Genomic DNA, 21,437 nt, shown 5'->3' on the forward strand with positions numbered 1-21,437 from the left:
CGATGAAGACAACTCGAATGGGCTGCTGGATTGTTCTGGCACTGAGCCTGACGGGCTGCGCCGGCAATCAGGTGCGCTCACAGGGCCAGGAGGCGGCGCTGGCCGATGTCCGGGCGCGACTGGCGATGGGGCAATGTGATACCGCACTCACGCAGCAGGTGCAGTCTCTTGGGGAACCGGCGGTCCTGCTTGAGGCGGCCTACCAGTGCCTGACCCTTGCCCGGCTCGATGTGGCGCAGGTTCTCGTGGACAGCTACCGGCAGCAAGGCGAGGCCGTCAGCGAGGCTGATTATGCCGCGTACCTGGCAGCGTTGATTCCCTATGCCCGCTTCGAACTCGCGCGCGGTGACAGTCAGCTGCAGCTGCAACTCGGTCGGGAGGCCCATGCCGCACTGACCGGGTTTGTCAGGGCCCATCCCCAGTCGGGATACCGGGCCGAGATGGTGCCTCGGGTACAGGCTGTCCTTGAGGGTATGGCCCGGGCTGAATACGATCTTGCCGTACTGGATCAGGAACGGGGGGATCTGGCTCGCGCCAAGGCTCGGATGCGCTATGTGCAGAGAGGTTATCCGCGCAGCGCAGCAGCGGCCGACGCAACCGCCTGGCTGCTTGACAATCAAGGCTGACATCTCTGTCTGCAGACGATCATTTGCCGCGGTTCGGGGCAGGGCCGATGCGTTGAAATGGCGCATCGGAGCTGGTCTGGAGGCGGGCTCCTGCCCTTTGATTGTGCACAGCCGGCGAGACTCCTGTCATCTCTTTGTCAAAAGCCGCTGTAAGTCACTGAAATCTCATGCCATATCGTAAGCTATTGATTTTAAAGGTAAAAAAATAGGTTAAAAAATAACCATTTTAAGTGGTGGCCCCGTTCCATATACCCTGAGGCGACTTTTCGGCAGGCTGTCCACACTGTTATCCACAGGTTTTGTGGATAGATTGATGTACGCCCCAAGGGCTGGGGGTGTCGCCCCGCACAGGGGGGGGCGACAAAGGGAGGGAGAGGGTTCAGATACCCTGCGGGATGTCCTCGCCACCCAGCGCATTGGTGAGTGCCGGCAGCAGCTCGCTGAGGGTACTGGCCATGATGGTGAAGCTGGCATCCAGCTGACTGGCCATGTCATCGCCGGCGTTGTCGTCCGCTTCCTCGCGCAGCAGGTCTTCGAACTTGACGCGCTTGAGCGTCAGTTTGTCATCAAGCACAAAGCTGAGCTTTTCCTGCCACTGCAGCGCCAGCTGGCTGACCTGCTTGCCAGTACTCAGATGCAGCTGGATTTCGTCGCTGGCCAGATCCTGACGCTTGCAGCGAACTACGCCGCCGTCCTCAGAGGTGTCGCGCAGTTCACACTCGTCGCCGATCTGCAGTTGTTCCGGCGCCTGGTTGTCTTTCACCCACTGGGTCATGCAGCTGGCAGGTGCGATCTTGACGTTTAGCGGCCGCACCGGCAGTGAACCTGTGCATTCGCGCAGCAGGCTGAGCAGGTCTTCGGCGCGCTTGTGACTGGAGCTGTCTACCGCAATCCAGCCTTCAGCCGCACAGATGCAAGCGAAGGTGGTCTGGGTGCGGGTGAAGGCCCGAGGCAGCAGGGACATCACGATCTCGTCCTTCAGTGTGTCGCGCTCTTTCTTGTACACCTTGCGCGCATCACGATTCTCGATTTCCTCGACCTTCTCTGCCAGCGCCTCCTTGACGACGCTGCCCGGGAGAATGCGTTCTTCCTTGCGCATTGCGATCAGCCAGTAGCCGTTGCTGACTTCTACACGGTTTTCCGAGTGACGTCCCCAGGGCGTGGTCCAGCCGAGGGTGTGGGTTTCCTGACTGGCGCAGGGGCGCGAGGGCTTCTGCTCAAGGGCCTCAATCAGCTGGGATTCGCTGAAGGGGACGGGTTGGCTGAAACGGTAGATAAGCAGATTGCGAAACCACATGGGTGCTGTCCTTCTGTTGCCGTGGGCAGGGCTGCCCGAGAAAACGGCCAATATTGCCCCAGCAGACCGCCGGCAGCCAGTGTTTCCGCGGCCTCCAAATAAGATATTGAAATAACCTGAATTTTTTTTAAAAAAGGTGTTGCCAGAACCGAAAAAGCTCCCTAGAATGCGCACCACTTCGAGAGCAAACGGGTGATTAGCTCAGCTGGGAGAGCATCTGCCTTACAAGCAGAGGGTCGGCGGTTCGATCCCGTCATCACCCACCACTCGAGAAGAATAGCGCAGCGGTAGTTCAGTTGGTTAGAATACCGGCCTGTCACGCCGGGGGTCGCGGGTTCGAGTCCCGTCCGCTGCGCCATTTCCCCCTCCTGCAGTATCTTCCCTCAGGTTTTATCCGGTACGTTCCGTACCTGTTCACATTCCCGTTTCTTCCGGTAGCCGGACGTTTAAAGCCCTGCTAAGCTGGCGCTTCTTTTCGCCCGTAAAGGGCTTGTCTACTGAGGTAAGCATGAAGCGTAATCTGCTGGCAGTCAGCATTGCAGTCGGGGCTCTGGCTCTGGCCGGTTGTAACAAGGATGAACCGGAACTCACTACTCCCATTCAACAAGCGTCTTACGGCATCGGCCTGAACATGGGTCAGAGTCTGCTGCAGGACGGTTTGGGTGATATCGACCCGCAAGCGCTGGCGCTGGGCCTGCAGGATGCCCTGGGCAGTCAGGAGCAGCGTGTTGGCGATGAAGAACTGACTAACGCTTTCAACGAGTTGCAGCAGCGCTCCCAGGAGCGCGCCGAGGCGCTGGCCCAGGAAGCGCTGGATGCCAACAAGAAGTATCTTGAAGAGAATGCCGCCAAAGACGGCGTGACCGAAACCGACTCCGGCCTGCAGTACGAGGTGGTGACATCCGGTGATGCGGACGGTCCGCAGCCGCAGGCTGATGACGTGGTTGTCGTTCACTACGAAGGTCGCCTGCTTGATGGCACCGTGTTCGACAGCTCCGTTCAGCGTGGTGAACCGGCCGAGCTGCCGGTGGCTGGTGTGATTCCGGGTTGGGTTGAAGTGCTGCAGATGATGCACGTTGGTGACAAGTGGACTGTTACCGTGCCGGCCGAGCTGGCCTATGGTCCGCGTAGCCCGAGTCCGGTCATCCCGCCGAACTCCATTCTGGTGTTCGACATGGAACTGATGTCGATCAAGCCGCGCGGCGAGTAAGCGCGCGGTAACACGTTGGAATGCCCGGTGCAAGGCCTCCGGGTGTTCCCGTGTTACCTTTATGCACATTCTTCGGTAACGTCCGCTGTTTACTTTCCGCTGTTTTTCTGATCCCGCTTCTTCTCGCTAACTCGCTGAAAAAACTGCATTTTTTGCTTTGGTTAAAATGTGCGCGGTTTGTCTGCAGGCGCATGTAAACGGGCGTTTGAGCGACTTTTCCTGATTTTCTTCACAGACTTATCCACAGAAGCTGTGGGTAACCTCGAGGTTACTGGTAGCGGTCTACCAGGTCGGTGATCTGCCCCTCATCCAGCAGGCGATGAATGGCATCAATCAACCGTCGGTGGTCCTCCGGTTGTCTCGGCGTGGCGCAGCGCAGGGCGAAGCGTTCGATTTCCCAGTCACTGATGCGGATGCCGGCCGGCTTGCCAAGCAGATAGTGCTGCAACGGCCGACGCAGTTCTACGGTCGCGTCTAGACGGCGGCGTTCCAGCATCTTGATGCGGGTATTGAGATCGCGGACGTCGTGGCGAGTCAGTTGGCCGCTCTCGAACGCGTCCGTGAGCTTGCTGCTGTAGTGGTAGCCCAGTGTGGTACCCACCATAGCCCCCCTGAGGTCATTTATGCTGGAGGGGGGCTGGCTGGTGCTTCGCGTGGCGATGACGTCAGCGTCCTCATACAGCACCTCACTCCAGAGCATCTGCTCGGGGTGAGTGTGCCAGGAGGGTTGGGTATTGCAGATAATGTCGATTTGCCGTCGGTTGAAGGCGTCGTCGATCCGGTTGTTGGGTACCGGGATAAACTGCACTGAGCGGTCAGTAGCATTGGCTACCAGCTGACCAAGGTCTTTGGTCAGGCTGGATTGCAGGCTGGCGCCGTCCATCACCACATACGGAGGCGGATCTGAAGGCGAGAAGCCCCATTTGATGGGGGCGGCAAGGCTGGAAGCCGACCACGGCAGCAACAGCGCCCCCAGATAGATTGGTATCAGCCTCACGATATGACCTGTATCTTGGACTTACCTAAGCATAGATCAACGCCGGTATTCAGCTACACAGATTGAGGTGTCGCTCGCTGCCGTCGAGACCGTCAATCGGTAGATCCTGAATGACCAGGCTGAAGCCCCGCTGCCGTTTTGCCTCGTGCTTTGCCCTGGACGCCAGTTCGGCCAGACGTGCCGGGTCGAACTGGCGAGCGCGGCTTCCAATCAGGGGCAGAATGCCGATCGACAGATTCAGCAGATCATGGCTGCGCCAGCGGCCTTCCCGGTCGGGTGCGGTGAAGCTCCGGCTTTGCAGGTGCTCGGCCCGGTAAAGGGTGCGGCATAGCTGCTGGAAACGGTTATCCAGGCTATGCAGGCGCTCCCGCCAGTCGTCACTTTGCATTACCAGGATGAAGTCGTCGCCGCCGATGTGGCCGACGAAGTCGCAACGCGGATCACAGAGCTCGCGCAGTAGCTGCGCGAGGCCAAGCAGGATTTCGTCACCCTTGCCATAGCCATACAGGTCGTTGAAGGGCTTGAAGTTGTCCAGGTCGATATAGCACAGCTGCGCATCGACTCCGCGCTCCAGCAGGCGTTGCAGGCACTGCTGGATCGGTATATTGCCAGGCAGCAGGGTCAGCGGATTGGCGTGTCTTGCCTGCTGCAGTTTCAGCTCGGTGATCTGACGGAGCACGTCGATCCCGCGTCCCAGTCCCTTGTAAATACCCTGATCGACAATGATGAAGTCATCCTCAAGGCGCTGGCGCGCGCGGCTCGTCAGCAGTCGGCTGACACGTTGCAGGCTCTGACGGATATCGACGATCAGGCAGTCGGGGTCCATCAACTGTCGAATCGGCTTGCGGCTGTGGATTTCCTGGGCAAAGGGCTTGAGCATGATATGGCTCAGGGTATGCCGTTGCACTGCGCCGACGGGGTGACCCTGCTCATTGATGATCGCCAGGGTGTTGAGGGTTGGCTGCTGCTGAAAGCTGTCGAGGACGGTCTGTACTTTGGTGTCGTCCGGTACGCCCGGTATGGGTAGCAGCAGGCTGTGAATCGGTGCGTCATCCACCACGCTGGATGGACTCTGGCCGATGCGCTCGCCTAGCTGGATTTCGTCGACGCGCGGGTGGCTGTCTGGGCGTCCGAGCAGGTAGCCCTGAACCCAGTCGATGCCTATGTCCTCCAGTACTGCCAGCTCTTCGGGCTGCTCGATACCCTCTGCGATAACGCAGGCACGGGACGCTTTGGCCATATGCAGGATGGAGGCGACAAACTCCCGTTTTACCGGGTCTCGGTGAATGCCATCGATAAAATGGCGGTCGATCTTCACAAACTCCGGTTGCAGCTCTGACCACAGGCGCAGGCTGGAATAGCCAGCCCCAAGGTCATCCAGTGCGATGGAGAATCCCATGTCGCGATAGTGGTGCAATGCGCTGCGCAGCAGTGACAGGTCCTCGATAGGTGCCTGCTCCGTCAGCTCAATGACGACCTGGTCAGGCTTGAGTCCATTGCGCTGCAGAATCTCCAGTGTCCGCCCCGGGTAGTGCTGATGCTCAAGCAGACTCTCCGGCGAGACATTGAGAAATAGCTTGCCCGGCAGGTTCAGGTTGCAGAAGCGGCTGACGGCGCGATCCCGGCAGAGCATCTCCAATTCGGTCAGGATGCCGTGGTGGCGGGCTGCGGCGAACAGGGTGACCGGGGAGTGCAGCGGGCTGTCGGACGGACCGCGGCTGAGCGCCTCAAAACCGACAATACGCTCTTCCAGCGTCGAGACGATCGGCTGAAACAGGCTGGTGACCGCGCCGCGGTTGAGTATGGAGATGAGGGCCTGACGTTGTTCGGACACGGTCATAGAGGTTCCCAGGCAAATGAAAGTGGCCGTACCTGGCCGCCCGGGCTCGCGCTAGAGGCGTGCGCGGGATTCGTCCTGACCACGCAAGTGTGTCACTGGGGTGTGACAGAAGGATGACAGTATGATGGCCATCCGACGGCATGGGCCATCGGATGGCGGCTGGAGGGGGTCAGTCGACGGTCGCGACCTGATGCTCGAGTTGCAGCAGGTCGAGCAGGATGTGACTGGTCTCGACCAGGAAGGCATCGTCCTGTGCCGGGTTTTCCTCTTCCTCGCTGTGGTCGGGCTCCAGCAGCGGGTCGCGGTTCTCCAGCGTACTTAGCGGCTCTTCGCCCCGCGCAGTCAGTCGCTGGTTTTCCAGTGCGAGCAGGCGGGCCTCATAGTCGTCCTGGCGCTGCTTGCGCTTGGCTTCATTCAGCGGCACGGTCTGTTGTGCGCGAATCTCGGCATCCAGGTTGATGCGGGCCAGGGTGTAGATGAAGTCCGGGTCCTTCGCTGCACGCGCCTCGTGCTGTTTCTGCAGCTGCGAGATAAACGGCTGCAACTGGCTGCTGGCGCGGAAGCGCGCCGGCGCGATGGTATCCCATGGCATCGCGTGGGGCAGGGCGCTTTCGCCAATTTCCTTGCTGTCGAGCAGCGACGGGTAGCTGATGTCCGGTACCACACCCCGGTGCTGGGTGCTCTGACCGGACACCCGGTAGAACTTGGCCAGGGTCAGCTTTAGTTCACCGTGGTTGAGCGGCTGGATTGATTGCACGGTGCCCTTGCCGAAGGTGGACTCGCCGATGACCAGTGCGCGGCCGTAGTCCTGCATCGCGCCGGCGAAAATTTCCGAGGCCGAGGCAGACAGGCGGTTGACCAGTACCGCCAGCGGGCCGTTGTAGGCGATACCGGCTTCCGGGTCGTCCAGTTGCTGAACCTGACCCTGGCTGTCGCGCACCTGCACGGTGGGGCCCTGGTCAATGAACAGGCCGGTCAGCTCGGTTGCCTCCTGCAGTGAGCCGCCACCGTTATCACGCAGATCCAGCACGACGCCGTCCACATTTTGGGTGCTCAGTTCGCCAAGCAGGCGGCGCACGTCACGGGTGGTGCTGCGGTAGTCGGGGTCACCCTGGCGGTAGGCCTTGAAGTCGATGTAAAAACCGGGCACCTCGATCACGCCGATGCGGTAATCGTGGCCTTGCTGGTTGATCGTGATGATTGACGATTTGGCAGCCTGATCCTCCAGCTTGACCGCTTCGCGGGTCAGCTGGATTACCTTGCTGGTCAGATCGCCCGGCGGGTTGCTGGCCGGGATGACTTCCAGGCGCACGGGCGAGCCTTTGGGGCCGCGGATCAGCTTGACGACTTCGTCCAGGCGCCAGCCAACCACATCGACCATGTCGTCGTTACCCTGGGCTACGCCGATGATCTTGTCGCTGGTTGCCAGCTGCTGGCTGCGCTGTGCAGGCCCCGCCGGTACCAGGCGCACGATCCTGGTGTATTCGTTGTCGCTTTGCAGTACCGCACCGATACCCTCGAGCGACAGGCTCATGTTGATGTCGAAGTTCTCGGCGTTCTCCGGCGAGAGATACTGGGTATGCGGATCGTAGACCTGGGCCATGGCATTTATATAGCTCTGGAACAGATCCTCGGAGCGGGTCTGGTTGATCCGGATCTGCTGGCCACGGTAACGCTTGCCCAGCAGCTCCCTGATTCCGGCCATGTCCTTGCCAGCCAGCTTCAGGCGCAGTACCTCGTCCTTGGCCTGTGCGCGCCAGAGTTGTTCAAGACCCTGATCGTCAGCGACCCAGGGCGCGTCTTCGCGATCAACCAGAATCTCCTGGTCGCTGCTGAAGTCAAGCGTGTCCAGCTTGTTGTCGATCAGGTCCAGGGTGAAGGCCAGACGCTGCTGGACGCGCTGCAGCTGGCGTTTGTGCATGGCGAAGCCAACGCTCAGATCGCCAGCCTTCAGCAGGTCGTCGAAGCGCAGACGATTGCCGGCGAAGGCATCGATATCCTGCTGGGTAAACAGGCTGCGCTGGGGGTCGAGCTGCTTGATATAGGTGTCATAGATCTGGGCAGACAGATCGTCGTCCAGACGAATGCGGTTGTAGTGGTGGCGGCGCAGTAATTCGACGGTATTCAGGCTGGCAATGACCTGATCCCGGGTCGGCTGCAGTGAATCGAGGTCGAGGGCTTGATTCTGCTCGGCCGAGAGCACACTGCCGCTGAAGCTCAGCAGGGCAATGAGACAGGACTGGCGCAGGAGAGGGAAACCTTTCATCTGGGGTATCGTGTCCGGAGAGAGTATGCTTTTGGAGTTCCGACGGGAGCGCAGAGTTCCCGCGTATGGCCACTATTGAATGAACTATGGAGGTAGCGTGAGAGGATTGCAAGCTGAGGGCGGAGAGCTGTCCTGGCAGGTCCAGCCTGCTGCAGAGCTGAAATCTGGCGAAGTTCGCGTTCGTGTGATGGCCGCCGGTTTGAACCGCGCCGACCTGCTGCAGAAAGCGGGTATGTATCCACCGCCACCCGGGGTAACCAGTGTGCTGGGCCTGGAGTGCGCCGGCGAGGTGATTGAGGTAACCGAAGGGGCGCGCTGGAAGATCGGTGATCGCGTGTGTGCGTTGCTGGCCGGCGGCGGTATGGCTGAAGAAGTGGTGGTTGACCAGCGCCATCTGCTGGCGGTGCCGGACAACCTGAACTGGGCCGAGGCGGCAGCCATTCCGGAGGTGTTCAGCACCGCCTGGTTGAATGTGTTTGTGTTGGGCAATGCGCGCCCGGGCGAGAAGGTGCTGATTCACGCCGGTGCCAGTGGCGTGGGCACTGCGGCAATTCAGCTGTGCAAGGCGCAGGGCAACCCCTGCTGGGTCAGTGTCGGCAGTCAGGACAAGCTGGATGCCTGTGTTGAACTGGGTGCCGAGGGTGGCGTGCTGCGTCAGGGCGGGATTGCTGCGCTGAAGGATTTTGGTCCGTTCAATGTTGCGCTTGATCCGGTCGGCGCTACCTACGCTGCTGATCATCTGGATCTCTTGGCGCTGGATGCGCGCTGGGTACTGATTGGTCTGATGGGCGGCCGCGACGCGACGCTGGATCTGGCCAAGGTGCTGGCCAAGCGCATCAGTCTGATCGGCTCAACCCTGCGCACCCGTGATGCCGAGTTCAAGGCCACCCTGCTGGCCGACATGGAGCAGCGCCTGATGCCCCAGTTTGCATCCGGTGAGCTCAAGCCGATGGTGGCAAAGACCTTCGGTTTTGCCGATGCGACTGCTGCGTTTGAAGAGCTCGCGCGTGATCAGGTGATCGGCAAGGTGATTCTGGTGCGCGAAGACTGATTGTCCGCGCTCCGAGCCACAACAAGCCCCAGGCGTTGCTGACGCTTGGGGCTTTTTTGTGGTGCTGTGCGGGAGTCTGCCAGCGCTTGTTGTGATGGGGCTTTCGCGGACACGCTGCGCTTAGTCCGCCCTACAGCGCAGCGTGTCCGCGAAGGGGCAGCGCTCAGATCAGCTGTGCGCTGTTGCAGAAGGCGGTCAGTACGGTAATCAGATAGCCCGGGTCGCGGCTGCCGGCCAGTTCCCGGATCGAGTGCATGGCAAAGGTCGGTGCGCCGATGTCGACAGTGCGCACGCCCAGACGGCTCGCGGTGATTGGGCCGATGGTGCTGCCGCAGCCCATGTCACTGCGCACGACGAAGGCCTGGACCGGGACGTCTGCACTGGCGCAAAGGTGGCGGAAGAACGCAGCGGTTTCGCTGTTGGTGGCGTAGCGCTGGTTGCTGTTGATCTTGATGACCGGGCCGGCGTTGAGTTTGGGGCCATGGTTTTCGTCATGCTTCATGGCAAAGTTCGGGTGCACGGCGTGGGCGTTGTCGGCCGAGACCAGCAGTGAGTGCTGGATCAGCTGAATGCGCTCGGCATCGTCCGGCACCAGGCGGCGCAGGACGTCTTCAAGGAAGGGACCGTCGGCGCCGCAGCAGGAGGAGGAGCCGATTTCCTCGTGGTCGGTGCAGACCAGCAGGCACGGCTGCTCGCCATCGCTGTTCAGTAGTGCCTGCAGGCCGGCGTGACAGGACAGCAGGTTGTCCAGCCGGGCGGCGCTGAAAAAGTCACCCTCAAGGCCGATCTGTGCCGGTGGCTGGGTGTCGTAGAAGCTCAGTTCGTAGTCCAGCACGGCAACGTTGGTGCAATCGGGGTGCTGTTGTTGCAGCTGGGCCGCGAGCAGGGCGCGCAGATCGCGGCCGCCATCCAGACTGTGCGCGAGTATCGGCGGCATGTCGGTCTGCGGGTTGATCGGCTGACCGTCGTTGACGCCACGGTTGAGGTGGATCGCCAGGTTCGGAATGACCGCGACAGGGCGCTTGAAGTCGATCAGGCGGCTTGTCAGCCTGCCATCGGCGGTGCGGAAGGTCACGCGGCCGGCCAGCGACAGGTCGCGGTCGAACCAGGGGGCGAGCAGGGCGCCGCCGTAGATCTCCACGCCCAGTTGCCAGAGGCCTTGCTGGTCCTTTTCCGGCTGCGGCTTGACCCGCAGGCAGGGGCTGTCGGTGTGGGCGCCGATCAGGCGCAGGCCGCGGCTGCGAAGGGCGCCGTCTGCGCCGAGCTGAAAGGCGATGATCGAGGAGTCGTTGCGGGTGACCAGATAGCGTCCCCCCGCTTTCAACTGCCAGTCTTCACGCTCGTTCAGGGCTTTAAAGCCGGCGGCAACCAGGCGTTCGCGCAGGGTGGCCGTGGCGTGAAAGGGGGTGGGTGAACTGGCGATAAAGTCAGCCAGGTCCTGAAGCTGTTGGTCCTGCATGAGGTTCTCCTGCAAGGTTGAATTCAGGCCCGTGATCAGAACGGGCAGGGGCTCTCGAATGCCATGCGTTCACCGGTTTCCGGATGGCTGATGGTCAGCCTCGCAGCGTGCAGTGCCAGGCGCGGGCAGGCTTCCAGAGCGGCACCCTCGGCGTACAGGCGATCACCCAACAGTGGATGCCCGATCGCCAGCATGTGCACGCGCAGCTGGTGCGAGCGGCCGGTAATGGGGGTCAACTCCACCCGGCAGTAGTCCTGATGGCGCTCGAGCACGCGCCAGAACGTCTGTGCGTGCTTGCCGAGTTCGTGGTCAACGATGTGCCGCGGTTTATTGGGTGGATCATAGCGCAGCGGCAGGTCGATATGTCCCGCGTCACCCTCGGGCTGACCCCAGCACAGGGCGATGTACGCCTTCTCGGTCTCGCGGTCGTGGAACTGGCGTGACAGCTCGCGATGGGCGTCGGGGTTGCGGGCGATTACCAGCAGGCCGGAGGTTTCCCAGTCCAGTCGATGCACAATGCGGGCTTCGGGGTAGCCGTTTTCCTGCAGGCGGGTGATCAGGCAGTCTTTGTTGTCCTCGGCGCGGCCGGGGACAGACAGCAATAGGGTCGGCTTGTCGACGATCAGGAAGGTCGGATCCTGATGAATGATGCCGATATGGGTCAGGGGCATGGGAAATCCGCGGCGCCGCCCGGACGGGCGGCACCGACTTGCTCAAGGGCGTTCGGGCAGGGTGATGTTGAGTTCAAGAATCGAGCAATCATCCTGATTGTCCAGCGCGACGTGTACCTGTTCGCGATCGATAGGAACGTACTTGCTGATGACATCGATGATTTCTTGCTGCAGCTGCGGCAGGTAGTCCGGCTGATTACGCTGGCCACGCTCGTGGGCAACGATGATCTGCAGGCGCTCCTTGGCAATCGACGCGGGCGTCGATTTCTTGCGATCGCGGAAATAATCGAAAATGCTCATTAACGCCCTCCGAACAGGCGCTGCAGCAGGCCCTTCTTCTGTGCTTCCAGGAACCGGTGCGGAATATCCTTGCCCAGCAGGCGCTCGACGGCGTCACTGTAGGCCTGACCGGCATCGCTTTTCTCGTCCATGATCACCGGAATACCCTGGTTCGAGGCCTTGAGAACGGCCTGTGACTCGGGAATCACGCCCAGCAGCGGGATGGAGAGGATGTCTTCTACGTCTGACACCGACAGCATTTCGCCGTTTTCAACGCGCTCGGGGTTGTAGCGGGTCAGCAGCAGGTTTTCCTTGATCTTCTCACCGTTCTCGGCGCGGCGGGATTTGCTCGAGAGCAGACCCAGCATGCGGTCGGAGTCGCGCACGGAGGAGACTTCAGGGTTGGTGACCACAACCGCTTCATCGGCGAAATACATCGCCAGATGAGCACCTTTCTCGATGCCGGCCGGGGAGTCGCAGACGATGTAGTCGAAGGTTTCCTTCAGCTCGTTCAGAACACGCTCAACGCCTTCGACGGTCAGGGCGTCCTTGTCGCGGGTCTGGGACGCCGGCAGGATGAACAGGTTGTCGGAGCGCTTGTCCTTGATCAGGGTCTGATTCAGGTTGGAATCGCCGTTGATCAGATTGACGAAATCGTAGACCACGCGGCGTTCGCAGCCCATGATCAGATCCAGATTACGCAGGCCCACGTCGAAGTCGACGATAACGGTCTTGAAACCGCGCAGTGCCAGTCCGGTACCGATGGCGGCACTGGTGGTCGTTTTGCCCACCCCGCCTTTGCCTGATGTGACAACGATGACTTTTGCCAAAATGACCTTCCTGTCGAAATTGTCTGGATAGTGGAGCGCACCGGACTCAATTGGTTCCCGGTGCGGTGATAAGGAATATGGCTACGGCGGAACTCGGTCACAGACCAGAGAAAGAGGGCCCCCGATTGGCTCGACAGTATCGGTTAAAGCCCGCTGATCTTCAAGCTGTCACCCGCCAGGCTGATCTGCACGGCCTGCTTCCATTGTTGCTTGCGCAGATCTTCGGCCACCTTGTACTGCCCGGCAATGGAAACCAGCTCGGCTTCCAGGCTCTGACAGAAGATACGCGCCTCCTGGTTGCCCTGTACACCGGCAAGGGCGCGCCCGCGTAGCGGCCCGTAGACGTGGATATGGCCGTCGGCGAGCAGCTCGGCACCGGCACTGACCGGGGCCATGACGATCAGGTCGCCGCCGCGGGCGTAGACCTGCTGGCCGCCGCGAACCGGTTCGGTGATGATTTTGCCGGCGATGGCGGCGGGCGGCGCAGGTGGCGGGACTTCGACGGCGGGTGCCGGCGCCGGCTTGGGCGCCGGTTCCGGCAGATCCAGGCTGCGCTCACGCTGTCGACCGGGGGGCAGCAGCACCATATTGGCGCCCTGAGCCAGCTCGCGGAACGCCTCGCCGCCGCGCAGGGCAACCGGCTGCAGGCCGTGGTCACGGCAGAGGTTGAGCAGGTGGCGCAAGGTCAGGTCGGTGAGCGGTTCGTTCAGTTTGTCGAGGGCAATCACCACCGGGGTGTCGACGAAGAAATTGGGCGCCTGCTCGACCTTCTCGGCCAACTGCCGGGCGAACTGGTCCGGTGCCAGGCGAATCAGCTCGACCAGCGTCATCGTCAGCATGCCGCCCTTGAGGTGGAATACCGGGTCGTTGTCGAGCAGGTCGAGGGTAGTATCAGCAGTCATGATCAATCCAGTTTGCAAATTGGGGCGCGCCCCGGCGCTCGGAGCGGCCGCGGGCGTACCCGCTGTTCTGCGCTTCCTTATATAGATAGAGTGGGTTGATCGCAAGCCGGGTTCGGTCTGACTGGCGAGGCTTTGGCTTCGTTCGGGCATCGCGGCTGGCGATCAGGCGGCTACAAGCCATAGAATGTGCGTTTTCGCTGAATGGATCCGTTGATGGAAAGGCCGGGCTTCTCTGCAGCATTGCTGCATCCGCGTTACTGGTTACTCTGGCTTGGGCTGGGGCTGCTGTGGCTGGTGGTCCAGTTGCCGTACCGCTGGCTGCTGGCGCTGGGACGGGTTGTGGGGTGGGGCATGTTCCATCTGATGGGTGAGCGCCGTGAGGTTGCCCGCACCAATCTGGCGCTGTGCTTTCCCGAGATGTCGGAGATTGCGCGTGAGCGCCTGTTGCGCGAGAACTTTGCCTCCAACGGCATCGCCCTGTTTGAAATGGCCATGGCCTGGTGGTGGCCGCGCAAGCGGCTGGCTGGTCTGGCGCATATCGAGGGTCTTGAGCATTTGACCAATGCTGCAGCCCAGGGCAAGGGTGTGGTCCTGATGTCGCTGCACTTCACCACTCTGGAGATCGGTGCTGCCCTGCTGGGGCAGGCGGTAACCATCGATGGCATGTATCGTGAGCATCGCAACGCGGCCTTTGATTTCGTGCAGCGCCGGGGCCGCGAGCGTCACAATCTTGATGCCAAGGCGGTGGAGCGCGAGGACGTGCGCAGCATGATGCGTTCGCTGCGCACCGGCCGGGCAATCTGGTATGCGCCGGACCAGGACTACGGCCGTAAGGCCAGTGTCTTTGTGCCGTTATTCGGGGTTGAAGCGGCGACCGTTACCGCGACCAGTACCTTTGCCCGCTTGGGCAAGGCACTGGTGGTGCCCTTTACCCAGACCCGGCTGCCAAACGGACAGGGCTACCGGCTGACCGTGCATCCGCCGCTGACTGACTTTCCCGGCGAAAGCGAGACCGCGGACGCACTGCGCATCAATCAGTGGGTTGAACAGGCGGTGCGTGAGCAGCCTGAGCAATACATGTGGGTGCATCGCCGCTTCAAGACGCGGCCTGAAGGGCAAAGCCGGCCGTATGCCAAGCGGCGTCGGCGCAAGCGCCGGGCACGGCGCAGCTGATGAATCCGCGCATCGGCAGTGATTGCGCCGGGCTGATCCTGTCTGGAGGCGGTGCCCGTGCGGCCTATCAGGTCGGCGTACTGTCGGTCATCGCCGAGCTGTTGCCGGAGGGCGCGGCGAACCCCTTTCCGGTCATCTGCGGCACGTCTGCGGGCGCCATCAATGCGCTGGCGCTGGCGACCCATGCGCAGCACTTTGCCGAAGGGGTGAATCGTCTGGATGCGGTCTGGTCCGGTTTTCACTGTGACCAGGTGTACCGCACCGACTGGCCGGGGGTGACTGCTCAGGCCTGGCGCTGGACCAAGGCCAACCTGCTTGGTTTTCCGAGCAAGCAACCAACCGCCTTGTTGGACAATGCTCCGCTGCGCGCTCTGCTGCAGCAGACGCTGCATTTTGGACAGATAGATGAAGCGCTGCAGGCCGGCCTGCTGCAGGCCGTGTCGGTCAGCGCCTTTGGCTATCAGTCGGCCGAGTCGGTCAATTTCTATCAGGGGCGTGAGCGGATCGCGCCCTGGTCCCGGCACCGGCGTGTCGGGGTGCAGACGCGGCTGGGGCTGGAGCACCTGATGGCGTCGTCGGCCATTCCGCTGGTATTTCCCCCGGTTCTGCTCAACCGCGAGTGGTTCGGCGATGGGGCTGTGCGCCAGCAGGCGCCCATCAGCCCGGCGCTGCATCTGGGTGCCAACAAGGTTTTGGTGATCGGTGTGTCGGACAATCTGGCCGATCCTCCAGGGGGGCGACGCGGGCCGCGCCTGCGGGCTGCTGCGCCGCCAACGCTGGCGCAGATCGGCGGGCATCTGCTGAACAGTACCTTTGTCGATAATCTTGAAGCGGATGTCGAGCTGCTGGACCGGATGAATCGGCTTGCCGGTTACCTGCCAAGCGCTGCACGGCAGTCGGGCAGGGGGGTACGTCAGGTTGAGGTACAGATCATTTCGCCGAGCGAACCGCTGGATGTGATCGCGGCCAGGCATCGCAAGCTGCTGCCTCGCTCCCTGCGGGCCTTCCTGCGCGGCAGCGGTGCAACCCGGGCATCAGGCGGCAGCGTGGTCAGTTATCTGCTGTTTGAAGCGGATTACACCCGCGAGTTGATAGAGCTGGGCCGGCGTGATGCGATGGCCCAGCGCGATGCCCTGCAGCGCTTTTTGGGGCTGCTCTGTCTGGTGCCGAACGCCTCCTGAGCGGCTTCGGCGCCAGCCGGATCCGCCCTTAGCCAGCCACCAGAACGCGAATCGCATCGAGCCGCAGTTTGGCCTGTTGCAGCAGGTGGTCACCCTCACGCAGGCGTTGCTCCAGCGCCCCGATTTCTTCATCGCGGACCAGCGGGTTGACCTGTTGCAGGGCCTTCAGGCGCTCAATCTCTTCGCGCAGCTCGTTGCCCAGCTGCTGTCGTGCGGCTTCAACCAGCTGCTGGTGCTGCGCGGCCGCTGCCTGCTCCCCTTGGCCCAGCAGCTTCTCGATAGGCTCGCGCTGGGTTTTGGCGATCTTCACAGCCAGCTGCCGCGGCACCGATTCGACCTGCGAATCCAGCGTGTCAAAGCTGACCTTGGCTGCCAGGTTGTTACCGTTGATATCCAGCAGGCAGCGGATCGGCGTGGGTGGCAACACGCGCTGCAGTTGCAGTGCGCGCGGGGCGACCGCCTCGCACACGTAGATACACTCCAGCAGCATGGTGCCGGGTTTGAGGGCCTTGTTCTTCAGCAAGCCGACGGCACTGTTGCCCATGCTGCCGGACAGCACCAGATCCATGCCGCCCTGCAGCATCGGGTGTTCCCAGGTGAGGAACTGCATGTCTTCGCGTGACAGGGCCGTGTCGCGATCATAGGTGATGGTCACGCCTTCGTCGTTACCCAGCGGGAAGCCGGCATCGAGCATGCGTTCGCCCGGGCGCAGGATCAGTGCGTTGTCGGAATGATCCTCGCTGTCGACGCCGAATACATCGAACAGGCGTTCCATATAAATAGGCAGCTGGAAGTCACTGTCCTGACGGGCGATGGTCTCCAGCATCTGTTCGGAGTCCTTGTGACCGCGCGAATGCAGTTCCAGCAGCCGGTCACGGCCGTTGTGCATCTCCTCTTCCAGCGCCAGACGCTGCGTGCGGGCACGTTCGATCAGGCTTTCCCAGCCGTCCTGGTGCGGATGGTCCAGGTGCTGCAGCAGCTCGCTGCCAAACTGGTGCTGCAGGGCATTGCCGGTCGGGCAGGTGGCGCGGAAGGCGTTCAGCGCGCTGTCGTACCACTCGACCAGATGCGCCTGGGCGGTCCCTTCAAGATAGGGCACATGCAGCTGGATGGTGTGCTGCTGGCCGATACGGTCGAGACGGCCGATGCGCTGCTCGAGCAGGTCCGGATGGCTTGGCAGATCAAACATGACCAGGTGGTGGGCAAACTGGAAGTTGCGGCCCTCGCTGCCGATTTCCGAGCAGATCAGCACCTGTGCGCCAAACTCCTCGTCGGCGAAGAAGGCCGCCGCACGATCGCGCTCGATGATGCTCATGCCTTCATGGAAAACGGAGGCCGGAATCCCGCTGCGCACACGCAGGGCGTCCTCCAGATCGAGTGCTGTTTCAGCGTGGGCACAGATGACCAGAATCTTGGTGCGCTTGAGCAGCTTGAGGGTGTCGATCAGCCATTCGACCCGCGGGTCGGCCTGCCACCAGGGGGCGTCGGCGTCCCGATCGGCCTGCATCGTCTGCTCCGGATACAGGGCGGCCTGGCCCTCGAGATCCTGATATTGCTCGGGGCAGGGCAACGGGTAGGCGTGCAGCTGACGCTCCGGGAAACCGGAGATCGCAGCGCGGGTATTGCGATACAGCACGCGCCCGGTGCCATGGCGGTCCAGCAGCTGGCGGATCAGGCTCTCGCGGGCGGCGGTGGCGTCAGGGCCGCCCTTGCTCACGCTATCCAGCAGGCCGGTGGCGCTGTCGCCCAGCCAGCCGGAGATGGCGGCGTTGTCTTCGGCGCTCAGCTGGTCTTCCTCAAGCAGGTGCTGTACCGCCTCGGCAACGGGCTGGTACCGCTCGGTTTCCCTGATGAACTCTTCCAGGCTGTGGAAGCGGTCCGGGTCAAGCAGACGCAGACGGGCAAAGTGACTGGCCTGGCCCAGTTGTTCCGGGGTCGCTGTCAGCAACAGTACCGCCGGTGTGCGCCGGGCAAGGCCTTCAATCAGTGTGTACTCTTCGCTTGGCTGCTCTTCGTGCCAGACCAGGTGATGCGCTTCATCGACAATGAGCATGTCCCAGTCGGACTGGTCCAGGTAGTCCCGTGCCTTGTCGTTTTCCAGCAGGAACTCCAGCGCGACCAATGCCAGCTGGGCCTCCTCGAAGGGGTTGTTTTCGGCACCGTTGCAGCGGTCGGCATTGAATAGTGCGAACTCCAGATTGAAGCGACGGCGCATCTCGACCAGCCATTGATGCTGCAGGTTCTCCGGTACGACGATCAGCACGCGACGGATGCGGCCGGTCTGCAGCTGGCGATGCAGGATCAGGCCGGCTTCGATGGTTTTGCCCAGCCCCACTTCGTCAGCCAGCAGCACGCGTGGCGCCATGCGGTCGGCAACGTCGCGGGCGATATGCAGCTGATGGCCGATCGGTTGGGTGCGTACTCCAGCCAGGCCAAGCAGCGGCGAGCGCTGGATGCGGCAGAAATGGCGCAGGCTTTCAAAGCGCAGGCTGAACCAGGGCAGGGGGTCGATCTGGCTGGCGAAAAGACGATCGCTGGCCAGCCGGAACTGAATGAAATTGTCCAGCATGGTTTCGGCAAAGGCGGCCGGGGTGCCGTCGTCCCGCAGGCCGGCGTAGGCCAGCAGACCATCCTCTTCGACCACGTCGCTGACGATCATGCTCCAGCCTTCGTGGTGGGTAATGCTGTCGCCCGGACTGAAACGCACGCGGGTAAGCGGCGCATTGCGCAGCGCGTAGTGGCGGGTTTCGCCGCTGGCGGGGAAGAGCATGACTACCAGGCGGGCGTCCTGCGACAGTACCGTACCGAGACCCAGTTCCGATTCGCTGTCGCTGACCCAGCGTTGTCCGGGGGTAAAACCTGTCATGCCGCTCTCCTGGTGGTGCAAAAAAGGGCGCATATCTTACCCGATCGCCCGGGTACCCGAAACCGCGGTGTTGCGCCGATCCGGTCGGTCTGAATATCTTGCATTGATTAAAAATTGCTCAGTTTTGTGCGCAATGACACAGTACAGGGGTAAACCTATTGGTCTGACAGTCGATAACCATTGTAGACGTGGTGTGTGTTGACGCTGGAAATCCGGCGTCCGGGCGATGAGGTTCAACAATCATGCTGATTCCGGGTTTGCCGCCTGCAGGAGCGCAAAATGATGCGTTCAGGGCCAAAACAGAGGTCAAGCCGTCCGCGGCCACCGAGCCCGTGCACGACGCCACAACTGAGCAGGTTGAGCGTCGCCGTCAGGACAAGGGGCGCTGGCCGGACCGCCGCCGTCGTCGCCGTCGCGTGCATACCCTGCAGGAGCAGCCGCCGGAGGAACGCGAGCTGGATCTGCCAAAGAAGGGGTTGCTGGTTGACATCGAAGTCTGAGGCGATGCTAGTCTGATGGCTCTCAACATCGTCCGTGAAGGTCAAGCGATGACAGATAAACATGACACCCCTGCTGTAATCGACTTTGCCGAGGCGCGTCGTCAACGCATTCACGATATCCACGATGCTCGCCTGGAGGCTATGCGTGATGCGTTCTCTCGGGCGCTGCCGTTGCCGTCTGGCAAGGCCGGTGGCAAGAAGCGCAAGAAAGGAAAGAAGTCGCGTTAGTGTGGCAACACCTGCCATTGATCCGTGTCAATAACCCCGCATGTCGTAAGGCTTAACCTGCAGTCATTGAAAACGCAGGAGGTGCCTTATGTACGTTGATGAAGCGGTCATTGCTGGTGTGATTACTGTCGGTCTGATGGTTGCCTTTCTGGGCGGTGTTGGTCTGTTCATCTGGCGCGATGCGCACAAAAAGAAAAACCAGTGATCTGCCTGGTGTTGCTGACTGGGGCATAATGGCCTGCCGTGTAATGCTGGTAGCCCGTGATGCCCCAAGGTTCTCGTCCGCGCTGTAAGACCTGTGCGCGTCCGCTCAGCCACTGCCTGTGTCACCTGATTCCCAGGCTGTGGCCCGATACCCAGGTGCTGGTGATTCAGCATCCGGATGAAGCCTCCCACGCCCTCAATACCGCCCGCCTGCTGGTTGCAGGTCTGGTTAATGCGCACTTGCTGGTCACCGAGTCACTGGCGGATCATCCCGATTGGGTCAGGCGTCTGAGTGATTCCCGCTGGCGCAATGAGCTGCTGTTTCCCGGTCCGGATGCCCGTGAACTGAGTGTTGCTCGCGACACGCGCCCGCGGCGCCTGATCCTGCTCGACGGCACCTGGCGCAAGGCGCGCAAGTTGCTGTATCTCAATCCGATTCTGCAATCGCTGCCGCAGGTCCGGCTTGCTTCAGGTCTGAGCAGCCGATATCGCCTGCGCAAGGCACCCCGTGCCGATGCGCTGTCCACCATCGAGGCCGGCGCCGAGGCGTTGTCGCTGTTGCACACCGGATTTGAACGCGATCGGCTGCTCGCTCCGTTCGAGGCGCTGATCGACGGTCAGATCAGCGCAATGGGCGAACAACGCTACCAGCGCAATTACCGCGATCGCCAGTAAAGCCGGCGCGACGGATCAATGCTTCCCTAGAGCTGTCCATTCACGACTTTTATTATCCGTGTTATTTGCCGCGCTAGCCCCGTGCGCTCGCTAGACTGCGAACGACAGACTTACAGTCCGTAACAAAACAACAAGAACAGTCGTATCAGCACCGTCTGGTGACAGATAAGGGGAACACATGCAAACAACAGGACAGCGGGTCGTGATTACCGGTGCGGGCAGTGGCCTGGGTCGCGAACTGGCGCTGCGCTACGCGCGTGAGGGGGCTCGTCTGGCCCTCGCCGATATCAATGACGCCGGGCTGGAAGAAACGCGGCGAATGGCAACGGCTGCCGGCGGCTGGGCGTTCACCCAGCGCTGCGATGTGCGTGATTTCAGTCAGCTTGCTGCGCTGGAGCAAAGCTGCGAAGAGCGCATGCAGGGGGTTGATGTCCTGATCAACAACGCCGGCATTGCGTCCGGCGGCATGTTCTGGGACCTGTCGCTGGAGGACTGGGATTCGCAGATCTGCATCAATCTGATGGGCGTGGTCAAGGGCTGCAAGGCATTCATGCCGGTTTTCATGAAGCAGGGTCACGGTCGGATCATCAATATCGCCTCCATGGCAGCGCACATTCAGACCCCGGGTATGAGTAATTACAACGTCGCCAAGGCCGGCGTTGTGGCGCTGTCGGAGAGCCTGCTGGCCGAGTTGCACCCGCTGGGTATCAAGGTCAGCGTAGTGTGTCCGTCTTTCTTTCAGACCAATCTGCTGGAGTCCTATCACGGGCCTGACAGTAAAGCGCGCGACGATATGGCCAAGCTGCTGCAGAACTCGCCGATCAGCGCGGCCGAGGTGGCTGACATTACCTACCGTGAAAGTGAGGCTGATCAGTTCATGATCCTGCCGCATGAGCGTGGTCGTCTGGCGCTGGAGCAGAAACGCGCCAATCCGCAGGTGATCTACGACGAGATGTTCCGCCTCGCTGCCAAGCGCCTGCAAGCCGGCTGATTCGCGCCCTGCAATGCGGCATCTGTCAGCAGTATGGCGCCTGATCGCCGGCTGCTGACGGGTGTTCGCTGCCAAATAGCGTTTTATCACGCCTGCCTATTGTGTTTACCCTGCGTTGTGACGCCTTTATTCTTGTCGGCCTCCGGACGGCTGGGTCGTCCCAATCCATCGGCAAGAAATGAGGGTATCGC

20 protein-coding genes and 2 tRNA genes are annotated in these 21,437 nt (G+C 61.6%); 12 read left to right on the plus strand and 10 right to left on the minus strand.

The window, feature by feature from the left end; translation table 11 throughout:
- Positions 1 to 2 precede the first annotated feature (2 nt).
- Positions 3 to 626, plus strand: coding sequence for an outer membrane protein assembly factor BamD (bamD, locus tag ACZ5WQ_RS01190; protein ID WP_233049288.1), 624 nt, complete (start codon positions 3 to 5; stop codon positions 624 to 626).
- A gap of 379 nt (positions 627 to 1,005) precedes the next feature.
- Here the strand turns inward: bamD and rdgC are convergent, their stop codons facing one another.
- A complete protein-coding gene (gene rdgC / locus ACZ5WQ_RS01195; protein WP_464382964.1) occupies positions 1,006 to 1,923 on the minus strand; it encodes a recombination-associated protein RdgC in 918 nt (305 codons plus the stop codon).
- A 190-nt stretch (positions 1,924 to 2,113) separates the two neighbouring features.
- On the opposite strand from rdgC, the gene ACZ5WQ_RS01200 reads away from it, so the two are divergent.
- From ACZ5WQ_RS01200 to ACZ5WQ_RS01210, 3 genes are all read left to right on the plus strand, one after another.
- Positions 2,114 to 2,189 (plus strand) — tRNA-Val (locus ACZ5WQ_RS01200).
- A gap of 15 nt (positions 2,190 to 2,204) precedes the next feature.
- Positions 2,205 to 2,281 (plus strand) — tRNA-Asp (locus tag ACZ5WQ_RS01205).
- A gap of 150 nt (positions 2,282 to 2,431) precedes the next feature.
- On the plus strand, positions 2,432 to 3,133 hold the full coding sequence (locus tag ACZ5WQ_RS01210) for an FKBP-type peptidyl-prolyl cis-trans isomerase (RefSeq protein ID WP_088276772.1): 702 nt from the start codon (positions 2,432 to 2,434) through the stop codon (positions 3,131 to 3,133).
- Between the two features lie 268 nt (positions 3,134 to 3,401).
- Here the strand turns inward: ACZ5WQ_RS01210 and ACZ5WQ_RS01215 are convergent, their stop codons facing one another.
- From ACZ5WQ_RS01215 to ACZ5WQ_RS01225, 3 genes are all read right to left on the minus strand, one after another.
- The gene (locus ACZ5WQ_RS01215; RefSeq protein WP_338213008.1) at positions 3,402 to 4,130 is read right to left on the minus strand and encodes a substrate-binding periplasmic protein; all 729 of its coding nucleotides are present in this window, start codon (positions 4,128 to 4,130) and stop codon (positions 3,402 to 3,404) included.
- A 49-nt stretch (positions 4,131 to 4,179) separates the two neighbouring features.
- The gene (locus tag ACZ5WQ_RS01220; protein WP_464382965.1) at positions 4,180 to 5,970 is read right to left on the minus strand and encodes an EAL domain-containing protein; all 1,791 of its coding nucleotides are present in this window, start codon (positions 5,968 to 5,970) and stop codon (positions 4,180 to 4,182) included.
- A 169-nt stretch (positions 5,971 to 6,139) separates the two neighbouring features.
- Entirely contained in the window at positions 6,140 to 8,236 is a 2,097-nt protein-coding gene (locus ACZ5WQ_RS01225) for a carboxy terminal-processing peptidase (RefSeq protein ID WP_464382966.1), read from the minus strand.
- Between the two features lie 97 nt (positions 8,237 to 8,333).
- Between ACZ5WQ_RS01225 and ACZ5WQ_RS01230 the strand changes: the two genes are divergently transcribed.
- Positions 8,334 to 9,287, plus strand: coding sequence for an NAD(P)H-quinone oxidoreductase (locus tag ACZ5WQ_RS01230; protein ID WP_464382967.1), 954 nt, complete (start codon positions 8,334 to 8,336; stop codon positions 9,285 to 9,287).
- A 163-nt stretch (positions 9,288 to 9,450) separates the two neighbouring features.
- Here ACZ5WQ_RS01230 and ACZ5WQ_RS01235 read toward each other — a convergent pair whose 3' ends face one another.
- The 5 genes from ACZ5WQ_RS01235 to minC all read right to left on the minus strand — a co-directional run bounded on the left by ACZ5WQ_RS01235 (position 9,451) and on the right by minC (position 13,428).
- The gene (locus tag ACZ5WQ_RS01235) at positions 9,451 to 10,746 is read right to left on the minus strand and encodes a M18 family aminopeptidase (RefSeq protein WP_464382968.1); all 1,296 of its coding nucleotides are present in this window, start codon (positions 10,744 to 10,746) and stop codon (positions 9,451 to 9,453) included.
- A gap of 35 nt (positions 10,747 to 10,781) precedes the next feature.
- Positions 10,782 to 11,417, minus strand: coding sequence for an RluA family pseudouridine synthase (locus ACZ5WQ_RS01240; protein WP_233049294.1), 636 nt, complete (start codon positions 11,415 to 11,417; stop codon positions 10,782 to 10,784).
- A gap of 42 nt (positions 11,418 to 11,459) precedes the next feature.
- Positions 11,460 to 11,717 carry a cell division topological specificity factor MinE gene (gene minE, locus ACZ5WQ_RS01245; RefSeq protein WP_088276757.1) on the minus strand — a complete coding sequence of 86 codons (258 nt, stop codon included), beginning with the start codon at positions 11,715 to 11,717 and terminating at the stop codon, positions 11,460 to 11,462.
- On the minus strand, positions 11,717 to 12,526 hold the full coding sequence (gene minD, locus ACZ5WQ_RS01250; protein ID WP_088276755.1) for a septum site-determining protein MinD: 810 nt from the start codon (positions 12,524 to 12,526) through the stop codon (positions 11,717 to 11,719). The genes minE and minD overlap by 1 nt, the downstream gene beginning before the upstream one ends.
- 143 nt (positions 12,527 to 12,669) lie before the next feature.
- Complete coding sequence (gene minC, locus ACZ5WQ_RS01255) at positions 12,670 to 13,428, minus strand: septum site-determining protein MinC (RefSeq protein ID WP_464382969.1); 759 nt, start codon at positions 13,426 to 13,428, stop codon at positions 12,670 to 12,672.
- Between the two features lie 213 nt (positions 13,429 to 13,641).
- Between minC and ACZ5WQ_RS01260 the strand changes: the two genes are divergently transcribed.
- A complete protein-coding gene (locus ACZ5WQ_RS01260; protein WP_464382970.1) occupies positions 13,642 to 14,601 on the plus strand; it encodes a lipid A biosynthesis lauroyl acyltransferase in 960 nt (319 codons plus the stop codon).
- Positions 14,601 to 15,782, plus strand: coding sequence for a patatin-like phospholipase family protein (locus ACZ5WQ_RS01265; protein ID WP_464382971.1), 1,182 nt, complete (start codon positions 14,601 to 14,603; stop codon positions 15,780 to 15,782). The genes ACZ5WQ_RS01260 and ACZ5WQ_RS01265 overlap by 1 nt, the downstream gene beginning before the upstream one ends.
- Before the next feature lie 28 nt (positions 15,783 to 15,810).
- On the opposite strand, the gene rapA is transcribed toward ACZ5WQ_RS01265, so the two are convergent.
- Entirely contained in the window at positions 15,811 to 18,648 is a 2,838-nt protein-coding gene (gene rapA, locus ACZ5WQ_RS01270) for an RNA polymerase-associated protein RapA (protein ID WP_285677847.1), read from the minus strand.
- Positions 18,649 to 18,890: 242 nt separating this feature from the next.
- On the opposite strand from rapA, the gene ACZ5WQ_RS01275 reads away from it, so the two are divergent.
- The 5 genes from ACZ5WQ_RS01275 to ACZ5WQ_RS01295 all read left to right on the plus strand — a co-directional run bounded on the left by ACZ5WQ_RS01275 (position 18,891) and on the right by ACZ5WQ_RS01295 (position 21,246).
- The gene (locus tag ACZ5WQ_RS01275) at positions 18,891 to 19,148 is read left to right on the plus strand and encodes a hypothetical protein (protein WP_088276745.1); all 258 of its coding nucleotides are present in this window, start codon (positions 18,891 to 18,893) and stop codon (positions 19,146 to 19,148) included.
- A gap of 48 nt (positions 19,149 to 19,196) precedes the next feature.
- Positions 19,197 to 19,376 carry a hypothetical protein gene (locus ACZ5WQ_RS01280; RefSeq protein ID WP_088276834.1) on the plus strand — a complete coding sequence of 60 codons (180 nt, stop codon included), beginning with the start codon at positions 19,197 to 19,199 and terminating at the stop codon, positions 19,374 to 19,376.
- A gap of 88 nt (positions 19,377 to 19,464) precedes the next feature.
- On the plus strand, positions 19,465 to 19,581 hold the full coding sequence (ccoM, locus tag ACZ5WQ_RS01285; RefSeq protein WP_276530406.1) for a cytochrome c oxidase subunit CcoM: 117 nt from the start codon (positions 19,465 to 19,467) through the stop codon (positions 19,579 to 19,581).
- Positions 19,582 to 19,640: 59 nt separating this feature from the next.
- Positions 19,641 to 20,255, plus strand: coding sequence for a tRNA-uridine aminocarboxypropyltransferase (locus ACZ5WQ_RS01290; protein WP_464382972.1), 615 nt, complete (start codon positions 19,641 to 19,643; stop codon positions 20,253 to 20,255).
- Between the two features lie 178 nt (positions 20,256 to 20,433).
- Positions 20,434 to 21,246: an SDR family oxidoreductase gene (locus ACZ5WQ_RS01295; RefSeq protein WP_228247594.1), complete on the plus strand. Its 813-nt coding sequence runs from the start codon at positions 20,434 to 20,436 to the stop codon at positions 21,244 to 21,246.
- The last annotated feature ends 191 nt before the right edge of the window (positions 21,247 to 21,437 follow it).

This window comes from Halopseudomonas sp. T1L2, from assembly GCF_055397385.1.

Excerpts from the sequence above, each read along its gene's own strand:
- minC (WP_464382969.1), bottom strand. The coding sequence starts at position 13,428 with ATGACTGCTGATACTACCCTCGACCTGCTCGACAACGACCCGGTATTC.
- minE (WP_088276757.1), bottom strand. The coding sequence starts at position 11,717 with ATGAGCATTTTCGATTATTTCCGCGATCGCAAGAAATCGACGCCCGCG.
- ccoM (WP_276530406.1), top strand. The coding sequence starts at position 19,465 with ATGTACGTTGATGAAGCGGTCATTGCTGGTGTGATTACTGTCGGTCTG.
- ACZ5WQ_RS01220 (WP_464382965.1), bottom strand. The coding sequence starts at position 5,970 with ATGACCGTGTCCGAACAACGTCAGGCCCTCATCTCCATACTCAACCGC.
- rapA (WP_285677847.1), bottom strand. The coding sequence starts at position 18,648 with ATGACAGGTTTTACCCCCGGACAACGCTGGGTCAGCGACAGCGAATCG.
- ACZ5WQ_RS01240 (WP_233049294.1), bottom strand. The coding sequence starts at position 11,417 with ATGCCCCTGACCCATATCGGCATCATTCATCAGGATCCGACCTTCCTG.
- rdgC (WP_464382964.1), bottom strand. The coding sequence starts at position 1,923 with ATGTGGTTTCGCAATCTGCTTATCTACCGTTTCAGCCAACCCGTCCCC.
- ACZ5WQ_RS01295 (WP_228247594.1), top strand. The coding sequence starts at position 20,434 with ATGCAAACAACAGGACAGCGGGTCGTGATTACCGGTGCGGGCAGTGGC.
- ACZ5WQ_RS01260 (WP_464382970.1), top strand. The coding sequence starts at position 13,642 with ATGGAAAGGCCGGGCTTCTCTGCAGCATTGCTGCATCCGCGTTACTGG.
- ACZ5WQ_RS01280 (WP_088276834.1), top strand. The coding sequence starts at position 19,197 with ATGACAGATAAACATGACACCCCTGCTGTAATCGACTTTGCCGAGGCG.
- ACZ5WQ_RS01225 (WP_464382966.1), bottom strand. The coding sequence starts at position 8,236 with ATGAAAGGTTTCCCTCTCCTGCGCCAGTCCTGTCTCATTGCCCTGCTG.
- ACZ5WQ_RS01275 (WP_088276745.1), top strand. The coding sequence starts at position 18,891 with ATGCTGATTCCGGGTTTGCCGCCTGCAGGAGCGCAAAATGATGCGTTC.
- bamD (WP_233049288.1), top strand. The coding sequence starts at position 3 with ATGAAGACAACTCGAATGGGCTGCTGGATTGTTCTGGCACTGAGCCTG.
- ACZ5WQ_RS01290 (WP_464382972.1), top strand. The coding sequence starts at position 19,641 with ATGCCCCAAGGTTCTCGTCCGCGCTGTAAGACCTGTGCGCGTCCGCTC.
- ACZ5WQ_RS01265 (WP_464382971.1), top strand. The coding sequence starts at position 14,601 with ATGAATCCGCGCATCGGCAGTGATTGCGCCGGGCTGATCCTGTCTGGA.
- ACZ5WQ_RS01210 (WP_088276772.1), top strand. The coding sequence starts at position 2,432 with ATGAAGCGTAATCTGCTGGCAGTCAGCATTGCAGTCGGGGCTCTGGCT.
- ACZ5WQ_RS01235 (WP_464382968.1), bottom strand. The coding sequence starts at position 10,746 with ATGCAGGACCAACAGCTTCAGGACCTGGCTGACTTTATCGCCAGTTCA.